Origin of the sequence: Actinoplanes sp. OR16 (assembly GCF_004001265.1) — a bacterium.
GTDB lineage: Bacteria > Actinomycetota > Actinomycetes > Mycobacteriales > Micromonosporaceae > Actinoplanes.
This window is the reverse complement of the sequence record NZ_AP019371.1, coordinates 8,640,514-8,664,214: the sequence shown is the minus strand read 5'-3', so window position 1 is coordinate 8,664,214 and position 23,701 is coordinate 8,640,514. Positions and strand designations below refer to the sequence as shown.

At 71.0% G+C, this 23,701-nt stretch carries 17 protein-coding genes; 7 read left to right on the top strand and 10 right to left on the bottom strand.

The features are described from left to right. Nucleotides 1–3: 3 nt before the first annotated feature. The gene (locus EP757_RS39890) at nucleotides 4–2,961 is read right to left on the bottom strand and encodes a glycine--tRNA ligase (RefSeq protein WP_127553507.1); all 2,958 of its coding nucleotides are present in this window, start codon (nucleotides 2,959–2,961) and stop codon (nucleotides 4–6) included. 44 nt (nucleotides 2,962–3,005) lie between these two features. On the opposite strand from EP757_RS39890, the gene EP757_RS39885 reads away from it, so the two are divergent. Continuing rightward, entirely contained in the window at nucleotides 3,006–4,148 is a 1,143-nt protein-coding gene (locus EP757_RS39885; protein WP_127553506.1) for an acyl-CoA dehydrogenase family protein, read from the top strand. On the opposite strand, the gene EP757_RS39880 is transcribed toward EP757_RS39885, so the two are convergent. Together EP757_RS39880 and EP757_RS39875 are read right to left on the bottom strand one after the other, a co-directional pair. After that, nucleotides 4,145–4,903, bottom strand: coding sequence for a hypothetical protein (locus EP757_RS39880; protein ID WP_127553505.1), 759 nt, complete (start codon nucleotides 4,901–4,903; stop codon nucleotides 4,145–4,147). The genes EP757_RS39885 and EP757_RS39880 overlap by 4 nt on opposite strands. 88 nt (nucleotides 4,904–4,991) lie before the next feature. Further along, nucleotides 4,992–6,521, bottom strand: a complete 1,530-nt coding sequence (locus EP757_RS39875; protein WP_127553504.1) for a sensor domain-containing diguanylate cyclase — start codon at nucleotides 6,519–6,521, stop codon at nucleotides 4,992–4,994. 278 nt (nucleotides 6,522–6,799) lie between these two features. On the opposite strand from EP757_RS39875, the gene EP757_RS39870 reads away from it, so the two are divergent. Next, nucleotides 6,800–8,590, top strand: coding sequence for a glycoside hydrolase family 6 protein (locus EP757_RS39870; RefSeq protein WP_127553503.1), 1,791 nt, complete (start codon nucleotides 6,800–6,802; stop codon nucleotides 8,588–8,590). A gap of 90 nt (nucleotides 8,591–8,680) precedes the next feature. On the opposite strand, the gene EP757_RS39865 is transcribed toward EP757_RS39870, so the two are convergent. Then, nucleotides 8,681–9,286 (bottom strand): DUF3455 domain-containing protein, encoded by a 606-nt coding sequence (locus EP757_RS39865; RefSeq protein ID WP_160166015.1) that lies wholly within the window; start codon nucleotides 9,284–9,286, stop codon nucleotides 8,681–8,683. A 100-nt stretch (nucleotides 9,287–9,386) separates the two neighbouring features. After that, nucleotides 9,387–10,157 carry a hypothetical protein gene (locus tag EP757_RS39860; RefSeq protein ID WP_127553501.1) on the bottom strand — a complete coding sequence of 257 codons (771 nt, stop codon included), beginning with the start codon at nucleotides 10,155–10,157 and terminating at the stop codon, nucleotides 9,387–9,389. A gap of 366 nt (nucleotides 10,158–10,523) precedes the next feature. On the opposite strand from EP757_RS39860, the gene EP757_RS39855 reads away from it, so the two are divergent. Genes EP757_RS39855 through EP757_RS39845 form a run of 3 tightly spaced genes read left to right on the top strand, consistent with a single transcriptional unit; the run spans nucleotide 10,524 to nucleotide 14,445 of the window. Continuing rightward, nucleotides 10,524–12,422, top strand: a complete 1,899-nt coding sequence (locus EP757_RS39855) for a translation initiation factor III (RefSeq protein ID WP_127553500.1) — start codon at nucleotides 10,524–10,526, stop codon at nucleotides 12,420–12,422. Further along, nucleotides 12,419–13,894 carry an NADH-quinone oxidoreductase subunit NuoF family protein gene (locus EP757_RS39850; RefSeq protein ID WP_127553499.1) on the top strand — a complete coding sequence of 492 codons (1,476 nt, stop codon included), beginning with the start codon at nucleotides 12,419–12,421 and terminating at the stop codon, nucleotides 13,892–13,894. Before EP757_RS39855 ends, EP757_RS39850 begins: the two co-directional genes overlap by 4 nt. 20 nt (nucleotides 13,895–13,914) lie before the next feature. Further along, complete coding sequence (locus EP757_RS39845) at nucleotides 13,915–14,445, top strand: redoxin domain-containing protein (RefSeq protein ID WP_232050251.1); 531 nt, start codon at nucleotides 13,915–13,917, stop codon at nucleotides 14,443–14,445. Here EP757_RS39845 and EP757_RS39840 read toward each other — a convergent pair. Together EP757_RS39840 and EP757_RS39835 are read right to left on the bottom strand one after the other, a co-directional pair. Further along, a complete protein-coding gene (locus tag EP757_RS39840) occupies nucleotides 14,426–15,115 on the bottom strand; it encodes a hypothetical protein (protein ID WP_127553498.1) in 690 nt (229 codons plus the stop codon). The two genes, EP757_RS39845 and EP757_RS39840, sit on opposite strands and share 20 nt — an antisense overlap. A gap of 36 nt (nucleotides 15,116–15,151) precedes the next feature. Continuing rightward, the gene (locus EP757_RS39835) at nucleotides 15,152–15,394 is read right to left on the bottom strand and encodes a PspC domain-containing protein (RefSeq protein ID WP_127553497.1); all 243 of its coding nucleotides are present in this window, start codon (nucleotides 15,392–15,394) and stop codon (nucleotides 15,152–15,154) included. A 185-nt stretch (nucleotides 15,395–15,579) separates the two neighbouring features. Between EP757_RS39835 and EP757_RS39830 the strand changes: the two genes are divergently transcribed. Then, nucleotides 15,580–17,361 (top strand): serine/threonine-protein kinase, encoded by a 1,782-nt coding sequence (locus EP757_RS39830; RefSeq protein ID WP_127553496.1) that lies wholly within the window; start codon nucleotides 15,580–15,582, stop codon nucleotides 17,359–17,361. 22 nt (nucleotides 17,362–17,383) lie between these two features. Here EP757_RS39830 and EP757_RS39825 read toward each other — a convergent pair whose 3' ends face one another. Then, nucleotides 17,384–19,789 carry a Tex family protein gene (locus EP757_RS39825; RefSeq protein ID WP_127553495.1) on the bottom strand — a complete coding sequence of 802 codons (2,406 nt, stop codon included), beginning with the start codon at nucleotides 19,787–19,789 and terminating at the stop codon, nucleotides 17,384–17,386. A gap of 66 nt (nucleotides 19,790–19,855) precedes the next feature. Beyond that, nucleotides 19,856–20,857, bottom strand: coding sequence for a LuxR family transcriptional regulator (locus EP757_RS39820; RefSeq protein WP_127553494.1), 1,002 nt, complete (start codon nucleotides 20,855–20,857; stop codon nucleotides 19,856–19,858). 61 nt (nucleotides 20,858–20,918) lie between these two features. On the opposite strand from EP757_RS39820, the gene EP757_RS39815 reads away from it, so the two are divergent. Continuing rightward, nucleotides 20,919–21,638: a PP2C family serine/threonine-protein phosphatase gene (locus EP757_RS39815; RefSeq protein WP_127553493.1), complete on the top strand. Its 720-nt coding sequence runs from the start codon at nucleotides 20,919–20,921 to the stop codon at nucleotides 21,636–21,638. A 693-nt stretch (nucleotides 21,639–22,331) separates the two neighbouring features. On the opposite strand, the gene EP757_RS39810 is transcribed toward EP757_RS39815, so the two are convergent. Next, the gene (locus EP757_RS39810; RefSeq protein WP_127553492.1) at nucleotides 22,332–23,573 is read right to left on the bottom strand and encodes an IS256 family transposase; all 1,242 of its coding nucleotides are present in this window, start codon (nucleotides 23,571–23,573) and stop codon (nucleotides 22,332–22,334) included. Nucleotides 23,574–23,701: the final 128 nt, after the last annotated feature.

Here is a 23,701-nt window from a genome sequence, read left to right as displayed (position 1 = left end):
GGATCAGAGGCGCAGCTGCGACCAGTCCAGCAGCCCTTCGCCGAGATCGCGCACGCGCGCCAGCAACCCGAGGCGAGCAGCCCGCACGGCCGGGTCGTCGGCCATCACGAACACCTCGTCGAAGAAGGTGTTCAGCGGCCCGACGAGACCCCGGGTCGCCTCCACGAATCCCAAAATATCCGAAAAGTCCGAAATGTCGGACACGGCCTCGTGCAAGGCCAACTCCGCCGGCTCCTTCAGCACCGCGACGTCATACGCGGCAGGAGTGCCGGCCGGGACGATGCGGCGAGCCCGCTGGACAGCGCCGGCGACAGCCAGGAAATCAGCATCCCCGGAGAGGGAGGCCAACTGTCCGAGTAGCACGTCGACATGGGACGGCCGGGCGTGATGCGCGACGACCGCCCGTACCCGGTCGACGGGCTTGCCCTCCTCGACCAGAACCTGCTCCAGCCGCTTGGCGAGGAACTCCGCGCAAGCGTCCACGATCGCCGGCGACACCGCGACAGGCTGCCCGGCGGCGGCGACGGCCAGCCCTTCGAGCAGGTCGAGTGAGGCCAGCGCGGGAGTGGCCCGGTGCACGGCGATCAACCCGAGGACGGCCCGCCGCACCGCGAACGGGTCACTGCTGCCGGTCGGCAACCCGACGGTGGCGGCCAGGCCGGTGATCACATCGAGGCGGTCGGCGATCGACAGGAGGGCGCCGGCCACGCTACGGGGGAGTTCGTCGCCGGTGTTCCGGGGCAGCTCCGCCTCGTACACGGCCTGGGCGACCGCCCGGTCCTCGCCCGCGTGCAGCGCGTAGTCCCGCGCCATGACGCCGGCGAGGCTGGTCATCTCGGTGACCAGCTGCGACCCGAGGTCGAACTTGACCAGGGCGGCGGCGCGCTCCAAGGTCGGCGAGTGGGCCCCCAGAGACAAGCCTAACCGGTCGGCGAGGGCGGCGATCCGGGAAGCGCGGTCGGCCATCGAGCCGAGCTTGTCGGTGAACGTGAGCCGGGACAGCCGGGAGCGGAGATCGGCGAGCGGCGTCGCGCGGTCGGCGCGGTAGAAGAACGCGGCGTCCTCGTACCGGGCGCGGAGGACCGCCTCGTTGCCGGAACGCACCAATTCCACGTCGATGGGTCCATTGGCGACGGTCACGAACATCGGCAGCAGCGCGCCGGTCTCCACGTCGCGGACCGGCAGGTAGCGCTGGTGCTTGCGCATCACCGTGGTGAGCACGGCGGCGGGCAGGTCGAGGTAGGCCTCGTCGAACGTGCCGAGCAGCGGCAGCGGCTGCTCGACGAGGTCGGTGATCTGGTCGATCAGCGCGGCCTCGCCCTTCACGTCGATCCTGCCGTCCGGGTAGACCAGGTCCTGCGCGCCGATGACGATCAGCTCGCGGCGGTCCTCGTGGTCGGCGACGATCCCGTTCACCCCGAGGGTCTCCAGGAACGTCTCGGCGGATTCGACGGCGATCACCGGCTGGGCGGCGGTCCGCAGCAGGCGGGTCTCGCGACCGGCGGCCAGACCGGAGACGGCCACCGGCACCACGTCGTCGCCCCAGAGCGCCGTGAGCCAGCGGATCGGGCGGCTGAAGGAGAGCTTCGGGTCGTTCCAGCGCATGTTCTTCGCCGCCCGCAGCCCGGTCACGACCTGCGCCAGCACGCCGGCGAGCACGGCGGGTGCGGCGCGTCCGGCTTCGTGCTTCTCCACGACCACATGGGGTACGCCGGAAAGCTCGACCGTGGTGACCTCACTCGCCGGAACACCCTGCGACCGGAGGAAACCCTCCAGTGCGCGTGTGGGAGTGCCGTCTTCGGCGTACGCGGCCTGGGCCTTCGGTCCTTTCACCAAGCGCACGTGATCGTCCTCGCGCGCCCCCACCGCCTGCACGACGGCGATCAGCCGGCGCGGCGTGCCGTAGACGCGGATCTCCCCGTGCGCCAGCCGGGTGCCGGCCAGACCCTCGGTGACCAGGCGCAGCACCTGGGCGCGGGCCGAGCGCAACTCCGCCGGCGGCAACTCCTCGGTGCCGATCTCGAAGACCAGGGTGCGGGCGTCGTCGCTGGTCTGCGTGGAGGCCGGCGGCCGGGCGTTCTCCCGGGCTCCGACGGTGCCGAGCGGCAGGCCGAGTTCGGTGCGGCGGTCCACCCAGAGCTTCGCCACCTCACCGGCGAGGCGGCGCATCCGGCCGAACTCGGCGGCCCGTTCGGCGGTGGAGACGGCGCCGCGCGCGTCCAGCACGTTGAACGCCTGCGAGCACTTCAGCACGAAGGTGTGCGCCGGGATCGGCAGACCCGCGTCGATCATCCGCTGCGCCTCGCCGGCGTAGAGGTCGAGCAGCTTCCGGTTGGCCTCGATGTCGGCGTCGTCGAGGTAGTAGCGGGACATCTCGTACTCGGACTGGCCGAACACCTCGCCGTAGCTGACGCCCTTCGCGTACTCGATCTCCTTGAAGTGGGTCTTGTCTTGCAGCGCCATGATGATGCGCTCGATGCCGTAGGTGATCTCGACGCTGACCGGGTCGAGGTTGAGCCCGCCGGCCTGCTGGAAGTAGGTGAACTGGGTGATCTCCAGTCCGTCCAGCCAGACCTCCCAGCCCAGACCCCAGGCGCCGAGCGCGGGGGAGGCCCAGTTGTCCTCGACGAACCGCACGTCGTGCGCGGCCACGTCGATGCCGAGCGCCTGCAGACTGCCGAGGTAGAGCTCCTGCGGGTTGCCGGGGTCGGGCTTGAGGATGACCTGGAGCTGGGTGTGCGTCTGCAGCCGGTTGGGGTTCTCGCCGTACCGGGAGTCGTCGGGCCGCACCGAGGGCTCGACGTAGACGACCTTCCACGGCTCCGGGCCCAGCACGCGCAGGAACGTCGCCGGGTTCAGCGTCCCGGCTCCGACCTCGGTGTTCATCGGCTGGACGACCAGGGCGCCCTGATCTGTCCAATACGCGGTCAACCGGGCCAGTGCGTCCTGCATGGTGAGCATGGGATCCGAGTCTAGGTGCGGCGTCACGGGGGTACGAACCGAACATGCTTGCCGGAGATCTTTACACCTTTCAGGGGCTTCTGACGGATGACGAGTCGGCGATCGTGCGGCGCGTCCGCGAATTCCTCGCGGCCGAGGTCACGCCGATCGCGAACGACTACTGGGCGCGGGCCGAGTTCCCGACCCAGCTGATCAAGCGGTTCGCCGGGCTGGGCCTGGCCGGGGCGGAGCACTCGTCGCTGCTCAACGGCTGGCTGGCGCTGGAGATGGGGCACGCCGACGCGTCGATGGCCACCTTCTACGGCGTGCACGCGGGCCTGGCGATGGGCAGCATCCAGACCTGCGGCTCACCCGAGCAGCAGGAGCGGTGGCTGCCGGCGATGACCGCGTTCGATCAGATCGGGGCGTTCGCGCTGACCGAGCCGGGCGGCGGTTCGGACGTGGCCGCCGGTCTGCGGACCACGGCGCGCCGGGACGGCGATACGTGGATTCTCAACGGCGCGAAGCGCTGGATCGGCAACGCCACCTTCGCCGACCTGATCGTGGTGTGGGCTCGTGATGAGGCCGACGACCAGGTGAAGGGCTTCGTGGTGCCGGGCGACGCGCCGGGGTTCACGGCTACAAAGATCGAGAACAAGATCGCGCTTCGGATCGTGCAGAACGCGGACATAACCTTGGAGGATGTACGGGTCGCGGAGGCTGATCGGCTTCAGAACGCCCACTCCTTCAAGGACACCGCCAAGGTCCTCCGCCAGACTCGTGCCGGAGTCGCCTGGCAGGCCGTCGGAGTGATGCTGGCGGCGTACGAGATCGCTCTGGACTATGCGAAGGAACGCGAGCAGTTCGGCCGTCCGATCGCCAAGTTCCAGCTGGTCCAGGACCTGCTGGTGCGCATGGTCGGCAACGTGACGGCGTCGCTCGGCATGTGCGTGCGCCTCGCCCAGCTGCAGGACGAGGGCGTCTACAAGGACGAGCACTCGGCGCTCGCGAAGGCGTATTGCACGACCCGGATGCGGGAGGTCGTCGGCTGGGCCCGGGAACTGCTCGCCGGCAACGGGATCGTGCTGGACTACGACATCGGGCGGTTCGTGGCGGACGCCGAGGCGCTCTACTCGTACGAGGGCACCCGCGAGATCAACTCACTGATCGTGGGCCGGGCGGTGACCGGGCACGGCGCTTTCGTCTAGAGGTAGGTGACGACCGTGGTGTCCTGCGTCGCGCGGTAACTGAGGTTACAGAGCGTGGCCTGCCCGCGCTCACGCTGAACACTGGACCAGGTCAGATAGAAGTGGCCGGCCGGCGCGGTCGGCGCCAGGTCGAACTCGGTCGGACCGGCCCCCTCGGGGAACTCCCGCCAGCCGGGATCGCCGGGCTCGTGCTTGTTCCACGGGTCGTCGGTGAACCCGAGGCTGCCGCCCGACCGGGTCGGCCCGCAATCACGCTGGAAGCTGACGTGCACCGGCCCGGTACCGAGCGTGACATCGGGGCTGTGCGTCCGGCAGACCGGATGACACTGGGTGTTGGTCGCGCTCCAGGCATAGACCAGCCGCTTGATCGTACGGGTGGTGTAGACCGAGACGTAGTCACTGCCGGAGGCGGTCCCGCGCTGCTTGTTCCCCCGGTAGACCGCCATGTAGTCACCGGAGGCGTTCGCGGTCATCGTCGTCCCGAACCGCCCCGAGTCGCCCGCGGCGAGCCGCCCGATCCGGAGGTAGTCGTCGTTCTCCCCCTTGCGGAAGTACAGGTCGACGACCCCGGCGTTCCCGCTGCTCCCGGCCCCGGCGACCCCGGCCAGCGTGATCCGCGACCCCGCCTTCACCGAGTCCGGCGACACCGCGAACGTCATCTCCGTCAGCGGTCCGCGACCCGCAGGCGCCTGCGCGCCACCCGTCATCCCGGCGGCGAGCACGGCAGCGGCCGCGATGAGTGAGGTCCCGAGCATTCTGGTCCTTCCGGTAAGCGCCAGCTGAAGAAACCTACCAGATTGTCCAGGTTTGTCGGTCGTGGGTGGTTACACCGGGCCGCCTCCGTCAGAGGTCGGCCACCCGGACGCCGCCGCCGTTGCGCTTCGCCTCGTACATGGCGGCGTCGGCGGAGCGCATGAGGGCGCCGAACTCGGTGGCGTGCTGCGGGCAGACGGCTACGCCGATGCTGGCGCCGATGCGTACCTCCTGGCCCTCGATCTCGAACGGCTCGCGCAGGATCTCGCAGATCCGCTCGCCGGCCGCCACCGAGGCGGCCTCGTCCGGGTCGGCGGTGAGCAGGACCGCGAACTCGTCGCCGCCGAGCCGGGCCACCAGGTCGGGGCGGCGGACGGTGCCCTGCAGCCGCTTGCCGACCGACTGGAGCAGCACGTCGCCGGCGTGGTGCCCGACCGTGTCGTTGACCTGCTTGAAGCCGTTCAGGTCGAGCAGCAGCAGTGACACTCGGGTGCCGGTCGAGTAGGCGATCTCCACGGCCTGCTCGGCCCGGTCCAGCAGGTGCTTGCGGTTCGGCAGCCCGGTCAGCGAGTCGTGGAACGCCTGGTGGGTCAGCTCCTCCACGTGCACCTGGGAGGCCTGGCGCATCCGGGCGCTGTCGATGATCAGCGCGCCTTCGACGGCCAGCTGCTGCGCCAGGATCCGGTCCCGGGAGTTCCACTCGCGCAGGCCGCTGGAGTCGCCGCAGACCACCAGGCCGACCGGGCCGCCGGCGGACATCAGCGGGATCGCGATGAACGACTTCACGCCGATCTGGTGGACGAACCCGCCCTGCCGGGTCTTCGTGGTGGAGACGTCGCCGACCAGCAGTGGCTCACCGGACTCGGCGACCGCGCGCCACACCGGGGAGTCGGACGCCTTCTGGCCGAGGAGCCCGTGCACCATCTCGCGCTTCGCGTCGCTGGTGAAGCCGACACCGTGGACGTACCGGATCCGGCCCTCACCGTCGACCAGGTGCATGCCGGCGTGTTCGGTGCGGAACGCGGTCGCGAACGAGCCGGCCAGCAGCTCGGCGGCGGTCTCCACGTTGCCGAGCGTCATGCCCTGCTCGAACAGGTCACGGATGGTGGCGCTGCTGTGCGCGACGAACTGCCGCTGCTTCTCGGCCGACAGCCCCTGCAGGGTGGTGGCGAAGTGCAGCGCCATCGTCGAGACGATCTCCGGGCGGAGCTGGTCGAGGGCGCCGCCGGTCAGCAGCAGCACGCCGACGGTCTGGCCGCCGATGCGCAGCCGGATCGCCATCTGCTCGCCGCTGACCACCGGCTTGCCGCCGGCCGGGGTACGGAACACCTTGCCGGCGGTCATCTGGTCGCGCCGGCCGGGCTCGCCGAGCTGGGCGGTCGCCGTCATCATGCCGGTCTCCGAGTCCAGCTCGAAGACGGTGGCGGCGGTCAGCCCGGCGATCGCCCGCAGGTGCGGTTCGGCCAGGTCGAGCACGTGCTGCACCGAGGGGGTGTCCTTGGTCATGAACGCGACCAGTTCGGCCAGCAGGAGGCCCTGCCGATCCGGCGTCATCACCGGCTCGCCGGAGATCTCCACGGTCGGGAGTCCGGTTGTGTGCACTGCGCTGCCCACGGTCATGGTCCTAGGGTCGGCATCCGCGCCGTGCGGTTGAGCCGCGGAACGGGGCCACGGGGTCGCAACTCGGGTGCGCTCCGGTGCGCTGTGGCGTGCGCTCGAAGCCCGGCGCCGGAAGCGCATGGAGGGGCCGTGAACTGCCCGTTGCCGCACTGTTTCCGGATCATTGCGCTGGGAGCGCTCCCATGCCATGCTGTCCCCATCGGCCAGCGATCCCCACCGATGTGTTGGCCGCCGTTCCCTGGCGCGGTCCCGCGCCGCCCCCGTCTCGAGGAGTCCTCATGAGACCCATCCCCACCCGTGCCCGGGCTCTCACGGCGGCCGCAGCCGTGAGCATCGTGGCCGGCGCCGGTGCTGTCGCCGTGGCAGGCAGCGCCAGCGCCGCGGCCGGTTGTCGCGTCGACTATGCGGTGAACCAGTGGAGTTCCGGGTTCACCGCCAACGTCACCGTCACCAACCTGGGCGACCCGATCAGCGGCGGCTGGAACCTGAAGTGGGCCTACGCCGGCAACCAGACCGTGACCCAGGGCTGGAGCGCGACGGTCACCCAGTCCGGCCAGAACGTCACCGCCACCAACCCGTCGTGGGCGGCTTCGATCCCCACGAACGGCACCGCCAACTTCGGCTTCAACGCCAATTACTCCGGTACGAACACCACCCCGGCGTCGTTCTCGCTGAACGGCACGGTCTGCACCGGCAACGTGCCGACCAGCCCGTCCAGCTCCCCGTCGAGCAGCCCGTCGAGCTCGCCCTCCAGCAGCCCGTCGAGCTCCCCGTCGACCAGCCCGTCGACCTCGCAGTCCCCGCAGCAGCCGGGCACCAAGGTCGACAACCCGTACGCCGGCGCCAAGGGTTACGTGAACCCGGAGTGGAAGGCGAAGGCCGAGTCGGTGTCCGGCGGCAGCCGGGTCTCGAACAACCCGACCGCGGTCTGGATCGACCGGATCGCCGCGATCGAGGGCACCGAGGACAGCAGCTCGAACGGCGCCATGGGCGTTCGTGACCACCTGGACGCGGCTCTCGCGCAGGGCGCCGGCTACATCCAGTTCGTCATCTACAACCTGCCCGGCCGGGACTGCGCCGCGCTCGCCTCGAACGGTGAGCTCGGCCCGAACGACCTGCCGCGCTACAAGGCCGAGTACATCGACCCGATCGCCGCGATCCAGGGCGAGGCGAAGTACGCCGGTCTGCGGATCATCAACATCGTCGAGATCGACTCGCTGCCGAACCTGGTGACGAACACCTCCGGCCAGGCCGGTGGCACCGCGATGTGCGACACGATGAAGGCGAACGGCGGCTACGTCCAGGGCATCGGCTACGCCCTGCAGAAGCTGGGCGCGCTCGGCAACGTCTACAACTACGTGGACGCGGCTCACCACGGCTGGATCGGCTGGGACTCGAACTTCGGCCCGACCGCCGACATCATGCTGCAGGCCGCTCAGGCGTCCGGCAACGTGAAGAACGTCCACGGCTTCATCACCAACACCGCGAACTACTCGGCGCTGCGTGAGCCGTTCGTGCAGCCGACCACCACGGTCGGTGGCCAGAACGTCCGCCAGTCCAAGTGGGTCGACTGGAACCAGTACACCGATGAGCTGACCTTCGCCCAGGCGTTCCGGACCAAGCTGGTCTCGATCGGCTTCGACTCCGGCCTCGGTATGCTGATCGACACCTCCCGCAACGGCTGGGGCGGTTCGCAGCGGCCCACCGCGGCGAGCACCTCGACCGACGTGAACACCTACGTCAACCAGTCGCGCATCGACCGCCGGATCCACGCCGGCAACTGGTGCAACCAGGCCGGCGCCGGCCTCGGCGAGCGTCCCACCGCGGCTCCGGCCGCCGGTATCGACGCCTACGTCTGGGTCAAGCCGCCGGGTGAGTCGGACGGCTCCAGCACCCTCATCCCGAACGACGAGGGCAAGGGCTTCGACCGGATGTGCGACCCGACCTACACCGGTAACGCCCGCAACGGCAACAGCCTGACCGGTGCGCTGTCCGGGGCCCCGATCTCGGGCGCCTGGTTCCCGGCGCAGTTCGCCGAGCTCATGGCGAACGCGTACCCGGCCCTCTGATCCACGTTCCCCATCCGGCAACCGGCCGGCGTCATCTCGGGCGCCGGCCGGTTGCTCCTTTTCATGACCTCACGAAGCGACTTCATGACCTCACGAAGCGACGAAGAAGCGATAGACCGCCCGGTACGGCACGGCAGTGGTCGTGCTGCCGGAGCACCCGCCGGCAGGGGCGAGGCCACCGACGGTGTCGAGGCGCTGGATGAAGGTGACCTTGCCGAACACGCCGCCACCACGGGTGGTCTTCGCCGTGAGGCGCAGCTGCGGGATGCTGTCCGGATGTGCCGACGGCGCCCGGACCGCCGAGGCGCCGTCCCCCTCGACCAGCGAGCCGTCCTGGTCGGACTGCCAGCTCGGGCCGCGGTAGTGCAGGGCGGTCACCTTCTTCGCCGGGCGCAGCGTCACCCCGGTCAGCGAGGCGGCCGGCTCGATCAGCGTCCAGGCCCCGGCCGTGCAGCCGTAGATCTGGACGCCGCGCGCCTTCAGCACCGCGTGCACGACGTTGCCGGCCGGCGGGTTCAGCTCTGCCGGGACCTTCGGCTCACCGCCGAGGAGGCTGTCGGCCTGCGTGGTGGCCGGCTTGGTGGATGCCGCGGGTTCGTTCCGGGTCCCGGCGAACGAGACGCCGGCCGGAACCGCGACGGCGGCCAGCGCGAGGACGCCGAGCACACTGAAGATCTTCACAGGACGCCTGGTCACGAGGCCCTCCCCAATGGACGGTGACAGCTGGCGCCCACGCTAACGGCGATCGGGAGGTAGCGGGTCGTCAAGTCGGGAATTCACCCGCAGGAAGAACCCCCTATCGGGGCATCCGGTAGAAACCGGTCGGCAGGACCTGCGCCTCCCGGCGGGCCGCCCTGGACCGGGAGCGGATCCGCAGCAGCAGGAGGACGCCGAGGAAGACGAAGACGCCGCCGACGATCAGGCCGGGCCCGAGCAGGAACGAGTCCTCGGAGACGAGCGCCGCCTGCGGATCGCCGGACTCGCGGTCCTGCTGCGCGGCCGGCGGCTCGGTCGCGGGCTCGTCGGCGGGCGCCTGTTCCTCCCTGGACGGAGACGGCGACGGCGACGGAGGCGGCGGGGTGTCGCTCTCCACCTGCGTGGTCGCGCCCGCGGCGGTGAGCAGCGTTCCTTGTGCGTCGAAGGCCCGCGCCTCGAACTGCACCTGGCCGGCGTCCGGTCCGGCGAAGGCGACCTGCCAGCGTCCGGTGACGGTCCGGCCGCGGCACAGCGTGCCCGGGTCCGGCCGGTCGTCGAGGAACGTGGTGGTGATGCCCTCGGTGCTGCTGCTCGTGCCGAACTCGCCGTCCTCCTCGATCCGGACCACCTTCAGCTGGTCGTCGTCGAGGCCGGAGTGCACCAGCAGAGCCCAGCGGACCTTGCGGCAGCGGCGGTTCTCCGAGGTCACCACCGCGGTGACGGTCTTCGCGGCCTCTCCGGCGGTGAAGTCGCCGGGCGCGGTCACGCGTACGCTGAAGCCCGGCTCGTCGGCCCTGGCAGGCGCCTCGATGGCGGTGCTCAGGATCGCGCCGGCCAGCACCGCGCCGAAGGCGGTGACGAAGTGACGCATGGAGATCCCCCATTTCACGGCTGCACTACTTAGTTCGCCGCCACGGGCGGAATGGTTCACCGGGTGGCCCGCGTCACTCGTATGGAATTCCTTAAATCTTCCTTAGGAGAGCAACCTTCTCGTTGTTTCGCCTGGTCAGCCCCCGTGTGCGCGCGGTAGTCACGCCGCTACGCAAAAAATTCCGGCGGTGTTCATCCGAACCCGGGCCGGCCACGTAATCCGGGGAGGACACGGACCGTGGCACGGCAGGGGAAAGCGGTGCTGCGGATCGGGTCCGGAAGAGCTTGAGCGCGGGGCGTTCCCCACGGACGCCGGCGTCCCACCGCCCACGGGACGTGACCGCACTGCAAGGAAAACGAGGAGTCAATGGCCCGGTCGAAGAACAACCAGCGAGCCGCCGCCCCCCGGGTTGCGGTGGATGTCGGATCCACCGGCACGCGTCCGGCCTCGAGAACCGCGATCGCGCTGCTCGTCGTGTGCGTCCTGGCCGCACTCTGGGCCGTCGCCATGATGACCAAGCCCGGTCGGGTCGGCTACTACTACTTCTTCATCTACGCCGAGTACTACATGGGCGTCATCAGCCTCGTGTCGCTCTCGATCACGATCATGGTCGGTCTGGTGGCGACGGACCGGCTCGTGCTCAGCATCCGCCAGCGGGTCCTGCTCCAGTCCACCCACCGGACCACCGGCCTGATCGCGGTCACCGCCCTCGTCGTGCACGTCTGGACGAAGTACGCGGAGGAGCACATCCGCCTGATCGACATCGCGATCCCGTTCCTGCTGCCCGGGAACAGCCTCTACGTCGGCCTCGGCACGATCTCCGGCTGGATCATGGTGCTGGTCATGTGGACCGGCATCGCGCGGTCGAAGTTCATCGGCCGCGGCAAGCCCTGGATGTGGCGGGGCATCCACTCGATCTCGTACCTGATGTGGCCGATCGCGCTCATGCACGGACTCTCCGCCGGCCGTCCCGCGGCCACCTGGGTCACCGTCAGCTACGTCGTCTGCGTCCTCGGTGTGCTGGTCGGCCTGGCCGTGCGCCTCTCGGTCAGCCTGAACCGGAAGAAGGACTTCTCGTCCGCGGCCGGCACCGGCATCAAGCCGGTCGGCCAGCTCGTGCCCACCGGCGCGGCGCCGAAGCGGCGTGGCCGGCGTGGCGGTGACGCCACCGGCGACCTGATGGCGCCGCCCGGACCGGCCACGACCGCGGCCTGGGTGCCGGCCGCGCCGCCGGTGCCCCCGCCCGCGCCGCCGGTGGCCCGCCCGGTCAGCCCGGCAGCGCCGCCGATGATGCCGGCCGCCGCCGCACCGGTCAGCCCGGCGCCGGCCGGATACCAGGCCGGATACCCGGCCGAGCTGGAGGCCCCGGCCCCGCGCCAGCGCCGGTCCGCCGAGGACGACGACCGCTACGACACGGCCACCCGGGCCATGTCGCGGCGTGACATCGAGGACGAGCGTTACCGGTACGAGGACGAGCCCGCCCCGCGCTCCCGGGGCGGCCGTACCCAGGAGATGTACGACGAGGGCCCGCGCCGCGGTCGCCGGTTCGACGACGACGAGCCGCCCGCCCGCAGCCGCCGCGACGTGGAATCGACCGGCACCCGGATGCGCCGCGACGACCTGGAGGCGACCGGTACCCGGATGCGCCGGGACGATCTCGAGACCACCGGTACGCGGATGCGCCGTGACGACGTGGAAGCCACCGGGACCCGGATGCGCCGCGACGACGTGGAAGCCACGGGTACCCGGATGCGCCGGGACGACCTGGAGACCACAGGCACGCGGATGCGCCGGGACGAGATCGAGTCGACCGGCACCCGGATGCGTCGTGACGATCTCGAATCGACCGGGACGCGGATGCGCCGGTACGCCGACGACGAGCCGCCCGCCCGCGGCCGCCGCCGGGAACCGGAGTACGACGAGGCCCCGCGCCGCCGCCAGGACGACTACGACGAGGTGCCCCGCCAGCGGCCCGCCCGCTACGAGGAGGAGCCCCGCGGCGGCCGGTATATCGAGGAGGAGCCGCCCCGCCGCCGGGCCGCCCGCGACGACGGCCGGCACAGCAGCCGCAGCCAGTTCGTCGACCTCGCCGACGGCCAGTGGGGTGGCGAGCCGGACGACGCGCCCGCCCTCGAGATGGCCTCCCGCCGGACTCGCCGCGCCGAGCCGATGGAACGGGAGACCCGGGCCGCCGGTCGTCGCGGACGCGACGACGACGATGACTACTTCTCCCAGCTCCGTGGTGACGTCAGGGAAGCGAATTGAGTACCGCACAGGTTCCACCGGTCACGGCGATCGGCACCCCACGGATCACCGCGGGGTTCGACGAGTACGGGCGCCTCGACCTGGTCGCCCACCAGGAGGTGCACGGCGGGTTCGCCGCGCTCTCCTCGGGTGAGCTGGTCGGCCTCGCCGACCGCATCGAGCTCCGGGGCCGGGGCGGCGCGGGTTTCCCGTTCGCCCGCAAGGTCCGCGCGGTGATCGACTCGTGCCGCCGGCAGGAGTTGCCGCCGGTGATCGTCGTGAACGCCACCGAGGGTGAGCCGCCGTCCTGGAAGGACAAGGCCGTCCTCACCCGTGGCCCGCACCTCATCCTGGACGGCGCGGCGCTCGCCGCCGCCGCCCTGGACGCCGAGGAGATCGTGATCGGGGTCGCCGACGACGGCGTCGGTCTCAGCTCGATCACCGCGGCCCTGGCCGAGCGCAAGATGCCCTGCCCGACCCGGATCGTCACGGTGCCGCACCGGTTCATCTCCGGTGAGGGCGGCGCGCTGGTCCGCGGCATCAACGGCGAGGCGCACATCCCGCCTGGCCGCAAGGTCCGGTCCAGCGACAACGGCGTGATGGGCCTGCCCACCCTGCTCTCCAACGCGGAGACCTACTCGCAGCTGGCGATCGCGGCCCGGATCGGGCCGTGGGAGTACAACTCGGTGGGTATCCCCGAGGAGCCGGGCACGGTCATGCTCACTGTCGGCGGCTCGGCCACCGCGCCGGCCGTCGTGGAGGCGCCCAGCGGCACGCCGCTGATGGATGTGCTGACCATGTGCGGCGCGGACATCGGCCCGGGCCTGCTGGTCGGCGGCTACCACGGCAAGTGGGTCAGCGCCGAGCAGGCGCAGACCATCACGATCTCCCGCAAGGGGTTCGCGAAGGTCGGCGGCACCCTCGGCGCGGGCATGCTGATCCCGATCGGCTCCAAGACCTGCCCGCTCGGCGAGGTCGCCCAGGTCGTGCAGTACCTGGCCGGCGAGTCGGCCGGCCAGTGCGGCCCGTGCCGGATCGGCCTGCCCGACCTGGCCCGCGCGGTCACCCTGGTGTCGCTCGGCGGCAACGCGGTGGAGAACGTCCGGCAGGCCGCCGGTCTGGTGAAGGGCCGTGGCGCGTGCAGCCACCCGGACGGCACGTCGCGGTTCGCGCTCTCCGCGCTGGAGGTCTTCGCCGAGGACGTCCGGGCGCACACCAACGGCGAGGGCTGCGGCAAGCAGGTCCGGGGCATCCTGCCACTGCCGTACACGGCCGAGAAGGGCGCGCGGAAGCTGGCCCTGGACTGGTCGCGCTGCGACGGCCACGGGCTCTGCTCGGCGGTGGCCCCGGAGATCATCCGGTTGGACCACAACGGCTTCCCGGCGTTCCCGCAGACGCCGCTGCCGCCGTGGCTGGAGGACGGCGCCCGCAAGGCGGTGAACGTGTGCCCCGCGCTGGCGCTGAGGCTCACCGAGCCGACGCCGGCCAAGTAGAGGTGAACGGAGAGCAGGCTGTGCGCGTACCCCGGCTCGTGTCGATGATGCTCGTGGCCCTGGTCGCGGCAGCCGGCTGCTCCACCGCGAAGACCGCGTCGCCCGTGGCCGGCGCGCCCGCCGCGCCGGCCGTCACGACGGTGGCCGTCCCGCAGGCACTCGCCTTCACCGGGACCACGCTGGACGGCGCCGGCTTCGACGCCGCGAGCCTGGCAGGCAAGCCCGCGCTGCTCTGGTTCTGGGCGCCCTGGTGCGCGACCTGCGCGAGCGAGGCCCAGTCGGTCGCCGATCTCCACGAGGAGTACGGCGACCGGCTGGGCATCCTCGGCGTCGGCGGCCTCGGCACCCTGGACGCCATGAAGGAGTTCGTGACCGAGATGCAGGTCGGCGCGGTGCCGCACATCAGCGACCCGGCCGGCAAGATCTGGCAGCGGTTCGGGATCGCGCAGCAGAGCTGGTACGTCTTCGTCGACGCGAACGGCACGATCACGCACCGCGGCTACCTCGACGATCTTCAGCTCACGCAGAAGGTCAAGGAGTTCGCTGCCTGATCAGGGTGTCGAGGTCGGGGTAGCTCTCGGCCTCGGCCTGGGCGCCGAACGGATCACCGTCCTGCGCGATCGCCGAGACCACGTGCCGGTCCGGTCCGTCGACCAGGATCGCGCAGTTGTAGTGCACGATGTTGTAGAGGCCGAGGTCGGCGGTCGGGTCCCGGCGGGGGGCGCCCGGCTTGCGGTCCGGCGCCGGTCTGCCCTGCCATTTCAGCAGCCAGACGGCCGGACCGCGGGGAACGTCGGCGTGCATCCGGCCGACCAGCGGCGCGATCGGCTCGGGCAGGAACGACACCCCGAACTCGACCCGCGTGTCCGGTAGTCCGGGCTGGAGATCGCCGTGCAGCACCCGGATCACGTCCAGGTCGACGACCGCGGTCTGCATGTCGCCGATCAGCCGGCCCTCGGTGACCGCGGTGACCTCGGCGACGACCACCGCGGTGGATTCCGCGAACGCCGCGGCCAGGGACTTCGGCTGGCGGGTGAGCATGGCCGCCGGACCGGGCCGGAGCGCCCGGTAGAAGGCCTCCCCGGCCGTGGAGACCGGGGCCGGGGTGGCGGAGGAGACCGCCGCGCGGGACTGCGCGGGGAGGGGCACCGCCGGCTGCGCTGCGGCGCAGCCGGCCGTGCCTGTCAGGAGGAGCACCACGCTGAGAGCTGCCGGCTTCATGGGTTCTCTGACGGCGTCACTCCGCTGCGGGTTCCGTCAGAAGGTGGTCGGCGTGGGGGCCCAGGCCGGCTTCTCGGCGGGCATCAGGATCCAGAGCAGCGGGTAGATGAGGATCTGGCTGCCCGGGATGACGAACAGGATCAGCACGAAGAGCAGCCGGGCGATCCACGGGTCGAGCCCGAAGCGGCGGCCGAGACCTGCGCAGACACCGGCGATCATCCGGCCGTCCTGCGGGCGGACCAGGCCCTGCCGGGCCATCGAGTCGTGCACGGCGTTCATGGTGGGTCTCTCTTTCCGGTAGTGGCTGATACATCAAGCGTGCGGCCGCCGGGCCCGCGCGGCCATCCGGTGACGCCCGGATCGGACCCTGAGAACCGCCTCCGGGACGCGTGCCGGAGACCCCGCCCGATACAGTGCAGCCGGCGAGAGATTAAGACCGTGGCGGCGGTCGGGGGGCGTTAACGATGGTCGATAAAACTGTGCCGGGAGAGCGGGCCGCGCCGCTGCGTCCACGTGATCCGAAGAACCTCGGCGACTACGAGTTGGTGGGCCGCCTCGGCGAGGGCGGGATGGGCACCGTCTACCTGGCCCGCACCGCGACCGGCGTGCTGGTCGCGGTCAAGATGGTGCGTGCCGATCTGGCGCACGACGACGAGTTCCGCCGCCGGTTCCGCAGCGAGGTGAACCGGGCCCGGCAGGTGCCGCCGTTCTGCACGGCCGAGGTGCTCGACGCCGACCCCGACCATGAGCATCCCTACCTCGTCGTGGAGTACGTGGACGGTCCCACCCTGGCCGAGGTGGTCGAGGAGCGCGGGCCGCTGACCAGCGCCAACCTGCACGGCGTGGCGATCGGGGTGGCCACCGCGCTGACCGCGATCCACGGCGCCGGGGTGATCCACCGCGACCTCAAGCCGCGCAACGTGCTGCTCGCGCCCGGCAGCCCCAAGGTGATCGACTTCGGCATCGCCCGGGCCATGGAGGCGACCAGCGCGAACACGCGTACCGACCAGATGGTGGGCACGGTGGCGTACATGGCGCCGGAACGCTTCGGCGCCGAGGTGGACATCCCGATCACGCCCGCCGCCGACGTGTTCGCCTGGGGGAGCGTGGTGGCGTTCGCCGGCACCGGGCGCACCCCGTTCTGGGCCGACTCGCCACCCGCCACCGCGGCCCGCATCCTCACCCAGCCACCGCGCCTGGACGGTCTCAGCGGACCCCTGAGGGATCTTGTCGCGCACGCGCTGGAGAAGGACCCGGCGAACCGGCCGAGCTCCCGGGAACTGCTCGATCTGCTGGTCTCCTCGGGCGAGCGGCCGGCGGCCACCGCGGCGGCCTTCGCCGACCAGCCTGACCTGAAGGCCGCGGCGGTCGAGGCGCAGGCGGTCACCGGCGTGACGCCGGAGCCGCCCACCACGCCGTCCCTGGCGCTGGCGATCCCGCCCGGCCTGGTCGGGTACGACGAGAACTCGATCATCACAGTGCCGATCACCGACGCGCCGACGTCGGTGGGCACGGCAGCCGGGCCGGTGACGCCGAAGCGCCGCGGCCGCCGCTGGGCGCTACCCGCCGGGCTCGCCGTCCTGATCGCCGCGGTGGTGGCCGGCGCGGTCATGCTGGCGCTGTCGCTGCGCCCGCCGGACGGCAACGATGCGGGCACCGGCCCGGGAGCCGACGGGGTGACGGCGGGGCAGACGCTGATCGACGACGCGCTGCGCAGCCCGCTGTTCTGGCGGGCCACCGACATGCCGGAGGAGACGGCGAGCTGCCGCTTCGAGGACGCGCTGGTGGTGCACCGGGACATCGAGGGCACCTACCGCTGCAGCGGCCCGCTCGACAAGATGCCGGCCGACCTGCGCGCCGAGGTCGGCGTCCGGCTGGTCACCAAGGACAGTTGCGCGGCGATCTGGTTCCGGTTCGAGGGGAACGTCGGCTACCAGCTGCGGGTCTGCGAGCGCAACGTCTACCTCGGGGTGCACCGCAGCGGCAAGGTGACGGTGCTGAAGACGTTCCCGATCGCGAACGCGCCGATCGAGCTGGGCGCGGCGCCGACCCGGATCGGGCTGTCCTACACCGGGAAGGTGTTCCAGGTGTCCCGCGACGGCGCTCCGCTGGGGTCGGCGTCGCTCGACGACGAGCGGATCACCGGCGGGCAGCTGGTGCTCGGGATCTTCACCGAGCGGGACGCGCCCCGCAAGGGGCCGTACGAGGTGGCGTTCACCGACGTGAAGATCTGGGCCGCCGGCTGACGGCCCAGATCCCCGTCGCTCGTCAGTCCCGGGTCAGACCGGCCCGGCGCAGAGCGTCGGCCATGGCGCTGTTGACCGGTGCGGGTGCTCCGCCGCCCTGACGGCCCCGCTGGCCGCCCTGCTGGCGCGGCTGGCCGCCGCGCTGCTGACCGCCGCGCTGGCCGCCCTGACCGCCGCCCTGACCGCCGCGCTGCCCGCCCTGACCGCCCCGCTGGCCGCCCTGGGCGCCGCCCCGGTCCTCCCGGGGACCCCGCTGCTTGTTCGGCTCGTCCTGCAGGCGCATGGAGAGCGAGATCCGCTTGCGGACCGGGTCGACCTCCAGGACGCGGACCTTGACCACGTCGCCGGACTTGACCACCTCGCGGGGGTCCTGCACGAACTTCTCGGAGAGCGCCGAGACGTGCACGAGACCGTCCTGGTGCACGCCGATGTCGACGAACGCGCCGAAGGCCGCCACGTTCGTCACCTGGCCCTCCAGGATCATGCCGGGCGAAAGGTCGGCGATCTTCTCGACGCCCTCGGCGAAGGTGGCCGTGGTGAACGCCGGGCGCGGGTCCCGGCCCGGCTTCTCCAGCTCCTTGAGGATGTCCGTGATCGTCGGCAGGCCGACGGTGTCGGTGACGAACTTGTCCGGCCGGATGCCCTTGAGCAGCGGGCTGTTGCCGATCAGCGTCTTGACGTCCGAGCCGGCGTCCGCCGCGATCGTCCGGACCAGCGGGTACGACTCGGGGTGCACGCTGGAGAAGTCCAGCGGGTCCTCGCCGTCCGAGATCCGCAGGAAGCCGGCGCACTGCTCGAACGCCTTCGGCCCGAGCCGGGCCACGTTCTTGATCTGCTTGCGGTTGGTGAACCGGCCGTTCTGGTCACGGTGCAGCACGATGTTCTCGGCCAGTCCCGCGGTGATCCCGGAGACCCGGGTGAGCAGCGGCGCCGAGGCGGTGTTGATGTCCACGCCGACACCGTTCACGCAGTCCTCGACGACGGCGTCCAGCGAGCGGGCCAGCTTCACCTCGGAGATGTCGTGCTGGTACTGCCCGACGCCGATCGACTTCGGGTCGATCTTCACGAGCTCGGCGAGCGGGTCCTGCAGGCGGCGGGCGATCGAGACGGCGCCGCGCAGCGACACGTCCAGGCCGGGCAGTTCCTGGGAGGCGTACGCCGACGCCGAGTAGACCGACGCGCCGGCCTCGGAGACGACCACCTTGGTCAGCTTCGCGTCCGGGTGCCGCTTGATCAGCTCGGCGGCGAGCTTGTCGGTCTCCCGGGACGCGGTGCCGTTGCCGATCGCGATCAGCTCGACGTCGTGCTTGCTCGCCAGGGCGGCCAGCCGGTGGATCGACTCGTCCCACTTGTTCTGCGGCACGTGCGGGTAGATCGTGTCGGTGGCGACCACCTTGCCGGTGGCGTCCACCACCGCCACCTTCACCCCGGTCCGGAAACCCGGGTCCAGGCCCATCGTGGCGCGGGTGCCGGCCGGGGCGGCCAGCAGCAGGTCACGCAGGTTCGCCGCGAACACCCGGACGGCCTCGTCCTCGGCGTGCTCGCGCAGCCGGACCCGCAGATCGGCGCCGAGGTGGATGAGGATCCGGGTACGCCACGCCCAGCGCACCGTGTCGACCAGCCACTTGTCGCCCGGCCGGCCCAGGTCGGTGACGCCGTTGCGCCCGGCGATCCGCCCCTCGAAGTAGCCCTCGTCCTCCTCCGGGTGCGGCTCCATGGTGAGCTCGAGGACGTCCTCCTTCTCGCCGCGCAGCATCGCCAGGATGCGGTGCGAGGGAAGCTTCGCGTACGGCTCGGCGAAGTCGAAGTAGTCGGAGAACTTCGCGCCGTCGGTCTCCTTGCCGGCGCGGACCTTCGCCACGAGACGGCCCCGGGTCCACATCTGCTCGCGGAGGTCACCGATCAGGTCGGCGTCCTCGGCGAACCGCTCGATCAGGATGGACCGCGCGCCGTCCAGGGCGGCCTGCGCGTCCGCGACGCCCTTCTCGGCGTCCACGAACGCCGCGGCGGCCGCCTTCGGGTCGACCGTGGGGTCGTTCAGCAGTCCCTCGGCGAGCGGCTCCAGGCCGGCCTCGCGGGCGATCTGGGCCTTGGTGCGGCGCTTCGGCTTGAACGGCAGGTAGATGTCCTCCAGGCGGGCCTTCGTGTCGGCCTCGAGGATCTGCTGCTCCAGGGCGTCGTCGAGCTTGCCCTGGGAGCGGATCGACTCCAGCACCGCGGCCCGGCGATCCTCCAGCTCCCGCAGGTAACCCAGGCGCTCCTCGAGCGTGCGCAGCTGAGCGTCGTCGAGGGTGCCGGTCACCTCCTTGCGGTAGCGGGCGATGAACGGAACCGTGGCACCGCCGTCGAGCAGCTCGACGGCCGCCGCGACCTGACCTTCCCGTACCCCGAGTTCCGAGGCGATGCGCTGATGGATAGCTGTCGTCACGCCGACGATTGTTACCGAGGCGGCCGGGGCTTGTCGCGCCGCCCCGCACGGATGCCTGTTCGGGGGTCACCCCGCGGACGACGCCGAGGCGGTCTGCAGATCACGTGCGACCCGATGTGGTACGGCGCCGTTGCGGACCGCCCAGAGCGCCGCCTCGGTACGGGACCCGGCGCCGGTCTTGCGCAGCAGATTGGAGACGTGCACGGTCACGGTCCGCACCGAGATGCCCAGCACGGCGGCGATCTGCTTGTTCGCCATCCCCGCGGCGAGGCAGCCGAGCACCTCCCGCTCGCGCGCGGTCAGATCCGGCCGGCGGGTCATCAGCGCCTCCGGACCGTCGGCGCCTTCCACGGCGATCAGCTCGCGCACCCGGTAGGGATTGCCCTCGGTGCGTCGCCAGACTGCCGCGATCAGTTCCGGCACGGGCGGTTCGCCGTACGCCATCTCCAAGATCTTGCCCACCTCGGCCTGACGCAAAGCACCCAGATGGCGCCGCACCGCGCCGTGACCGCCCGCCAGGCGCGCCATCGTCCGGGACGTGAGGTCGGGGGACACGGCCGCCTCCGGAGGACGGCTCGTCACCAGCAGCAGCGCGGGAAGAGCCGCACCCGGCGACGCCAGCTCCGCGATCAGATTCAGACTCGCCGGGTCGAGAGCATGAAGATCTTCCACCACCAGTACGGCCGGACGGCCGCCCACGAGCGCACGCACCGCCGTCACCGCGAGACGCAGCAACGCGTCCGGCGTGTACCGCTCGCGGGGGACGTCCGGATCCTGTTTGAGCCAGGCGAGAGCGTCCCCGGGTACGCCGATGTCGCGAATGTCACGATCGGCCAGCACCGCCGCCAGCCAGTCGTAGGGCGCCGGCGAATGCACCCGCGCCGCGCCGGACAGCACCGGAATCGGCTCCTGGGTCCTCAGGAATTCCGCCACCAGACTGCTCTTGCCGGTGCCCTGATCGCCCGTGACCAGCACGCTCACCGGTTCCCGGCCCTCGCGGACCCGGGCGCAGGCGTTGTGGAGATCGTCAAGCGCGGCAGCGCGACCCACAAGTGTCACCGGCATCATCAGCACACACTACGTAGGAGGTACTAGAGACAACGGAATTGGGCTTTGGCACTCTTGTCACATGACGCTTGCTGTCCGGGCGGTCGCCGCCACTGATCAGGGCCTGGTCCGGTCCAACAACGAAGACGCCGTCTTCGTCGGAAATAGGCTGTTCGTGGTGGCGGACGGCATGGGCGGGCTCCCCGCCGGTGAGCTGGCGAGCGACATCCTGGTGCAGACGCTCAGCGCCGTCGACAGCACGCCGGACACCGGCGAGCCGCTGCAGGACCTGATCGCCGCGCTGGAGACCGCCAACCAGCGCATCGAGGCCGCCGTCGCCGACGACGACGCCCGCGACGGCATGGGCACCACCGTCACCGCGCTGCTGCTCTCCGGTGACCGGCTGGCCGCCCTCAACGTCGGCGACTCCCGCTGCTACCTCCTGCGCGACGGCGACTTCCAGCAGCTCACCCGGGACGACACCTACGTGCAGGCCCTCGTCGACCAGGGCGTGCTCACCCCGGACGACGCCCGCCGGCACCCGCAGCGCGCCCTCGTCACCCAGGCCGTGCAGGGCGGCCCGTTCCGCCCGGCCGGCCGGATGATCCCGGCCCGCGTCGGCGACCGGTACCTGCTCTGCAGCGACGGGTTGTCGGACTACGTCGAGGACGCGATGATCGCCCAGACGCTGCGCGAGGTGGCGGATCGCAAGGAGTGCGCGGGCACGCTGGTGCAGCGGACCTTGGACAACGGCGCTCCCGACAACGTGACCGTGATCGTCGCGGACGTGGTCGAGGCCTGACTCCCGCGCCTCGCCGGGGCGGTGAGCGCGCGCGGGCTGCTGGACTGTGTGCGTTGGCAGGCTTTCCGGGGCGGTGAGCGCACGCGGATTGGTGTTGTGCGCGTTGAGGGCCCGTTTGGGGGCGGTGGGTGCACGCGGGCTGGTGTTGTGTGCGGTGAGGGCCCGCTTGGGGGCGGTGAGCGCACGCGGACTGGGCTTTTGTGTGCGCTGACGGGCTTTGCGGGGCGGTGAGCGCACGCGGGCTGGTGTTATGTGCGGTGAGGGCCCGCCTGGGGGCGGGGGGTGCACGCGGATTGGTGTTGTGTGCGTTAAGGGCTGCCTGGGGCGGTGGGTGCACGCGGGCTGGGCTTTTGTGTGCGCTGACGGGCTTTGCGGGGCGGTGGGTGCACGCGGGCTGGTGTTGTGTGCGGTGAGGGCCTGCCTGGGGGCGGTGGGCGCACGCGGTTTGTCTTTGTGAGCGGTGATCGCCCTGCGGGGGCGGTGGGCGCACGCAGGCTGGTGGAGTGTGTGCGCTGACGGGGTCTGCCGGGCGGTGAGCTCTCGCAGGCTGGCGGACTGTGTGTGCTGGGCGGCTTCGCGGGGCTATGGGCGGGCACGAGTGCGGTTCGTCGGTGGTGGCGGGGCGGGCACGAGTGGGTCACGTCCACTGGCGTGGTGTAAGAGTTAGCCATCGCTGATCCGTGTGGGTTGATGCTATGCGGCGATCTCGGCGGGCTGTTGCGCTTCAGTGTCTTGGCTGGTGGTGATGGGTGTGAGTCGTGCTTTGCGGAGCAGGTCCAGGCCCATGTAGCGGCGGCCTTCGACCCATTCATCGGTTTGTTCGGCCAGGACCGCACCGACGAGGCGGATGATCGCGGCCCGGTTCGGGAAGATCCCGACGACGTCGGTGCGGCGGCGGATCTCCTTGTTGAGCCGTTCTTGGGGATTGTTGGACCAGATCTGGCGCCAGAGCTCGCGCGGGAAACCGGTGAAGGCGAGCAGGTCATCGCGGGCGGCGTCGAGGTGCTCGGCGGCGTCGGGGAACTTCTCGGCGATGCTGTCGAGCACGCGGGCGAACTGGGCGTGGACCTCGTCGGTGTCGGGCTGGTCGAAGACCGTGCGGACCAGGGTGGCCACCCACGGCTGCGCGCTCTTGGGGACTTTGGCGAGCAGGTTGCGCAGGTAGTGGGTGCGGCATCGTTGCCAGGACGCACCTGGCAACGCCGCGCCGACGGCACCGACCAGACCGCGGTGAGCGTCGGAGACCACGAGGCGGACCCCGCCCAGGCCGCGGGCTGTCAGCGAGCGCAGGAACGCCAGCCAGCCGGCACCGTCCTCGTCACTGGTGACGTCCAGGCCGAGGACCTCACGGCCGCCATCGGCGTTGACACCGACCGCGATCAGGGCGTGGACGTTGATGGTGCGGCCGGCCTCGCGGACCTTGATGACCAGCGCGTCGACCCAGACGAACGTGTAAGGGCCGGCATCGAGGGGCCGCTGGCGGAACGCTTCGACTTGCGCGTCGAGGTGCCGGGCCATCTCCGAGACCTGCGACTTGGACAGCTGTTTGATGCCGAGTTGCTCGACGAGCTTCTCGACCCGCCGGGTCGACACTCCGAGCAGGTAGCTGGTCGCGACCACCGAGACGAGGGCTTGTTCGGCGCGGCGGCGGTGCTGCAACAGCCAGTCCGGGAAATACGAACCCGACCGCAGTTTCGGGATGGCCAGCTCGACGGTGCCGGCTCGGGTGTCCCAGTCGCGGTGGCGGTAGCCGTTACGGGAGTTGGTCCGTTCGGTGCTGCGTTCGCCGTACTCGGCGCCGCAGAGTGCGTCGACCTCAGCGGACATCAGCACGTCAGCGAAGGTTTTCACCATCGCCCGCAATAGATCAGGGCTCGCCGATTGAAGATGCTCGCGCAGCAACTCGGCAACGTTCACACTCGGGTCTGCGGCCATCGCAGGTCTCTCCTTCTGATCTAGACAATCCGAAGGATCTGCGATGGCCGCCTTATGCACCCGGAAAGGCCAGGTCATACACCACTTCGGTGGACGTGACCCACGAGTGCGGTTCGTCGGTGGTGGCG

Bases quoted from the DNA above. Each gene is read 5' to 3' on its own strand.
- EP757_RS39820 (WP_127553494.1), bottom strand. From the start codon at position 20,857: ATGATGCCGGTGACACTTGTGGGTCGCGCTGCCGCGCTTGACGATCTC.
- EP757_RS39860 (WP_127553501.1), bottom strand. From the start codon at position 10,157: ATGCGTCACTTCGTCACCGCCTTCGGCGCGGTGCTGGCCGGCGCGATC.
- EP757_RS39855 (WP_127553500.1), top strand. From the start codon at position 10,524: ATGGCCCGGTCGAAGAACAACCAGCGAGCCGCCGCCCCCCGGGTTGCG.
- EP757_RS39835 (WP_127553497.1), bottom strand. From the start codon at position 15,394: ATGAACGCCGTGCACGACTCGATGGCCCGGCAGGGCCTGGTCCGCCCG.
- EP757_RS39880 (WP_127553505.1), bottom strand. From the start codon at position 4,903: ATGCTCGGGACCTCACTCATCGCGGCCGCTGCCGTGCTCGCCGCCGGG.
- EP757_RS39870 (WP_127553503.1), top strand. From the start codon at position 6,800: ATGAGACCCATCCCCACCCGTGCCCGGGCTCTCACGGCGGCCGCAGCC.
- EP757_RS39875 (WP_127553504.1), bottom strand. From the start codon at position 6,521: ATGACCGTGGGCAGCGCAGTGCACACAACCGGACTCCCGACCGTGGAG.
- EP757_RS39815 (WP_127553493.1), top strand. From the start codon at position 20,919: ATGACGCTTGCTGTCCGGGCGGTCGCCGCCACTGATCAGGGCCTGGTC.
- EP757_RS39890 (WP_127553507.1), bottom strand. From the start codon at position 2,961: ATGCTCACCATGCAGGACGCACTGGCCCGGTTGACCGCGTATTGGACA.
- EP757_RS39840 (WP_127553498.1), bottom strand. From the start codon at position 15,115: ATGAAGCCGGCAGCTCTCAGCGTGGTGCTCCTCCTGACAGGCACGGCC.
- EP757_RS39885 (WP_127553506.1), top strand. From the start codon at position 3,006: ATGCTTGCCGGAGATCTTTACACCTTTCAGGGGCTTCTGACGGATGAC.
- EP757_RS39810 (WP_127553492.1), bottom strand. From the start codon at position 23,573: ATGGCCGCAGACCCGAGTGTGAACGTTGCCGAGTTGCTGCGCGAGCAT.
- EP757_RS39830 (WP_127553496.1), top strand. From the start codon at position 15,580: ATGGTCGATAAAACTGTGCCGGGAGAGCGGGCCGCGCCGCTGCGTCCA.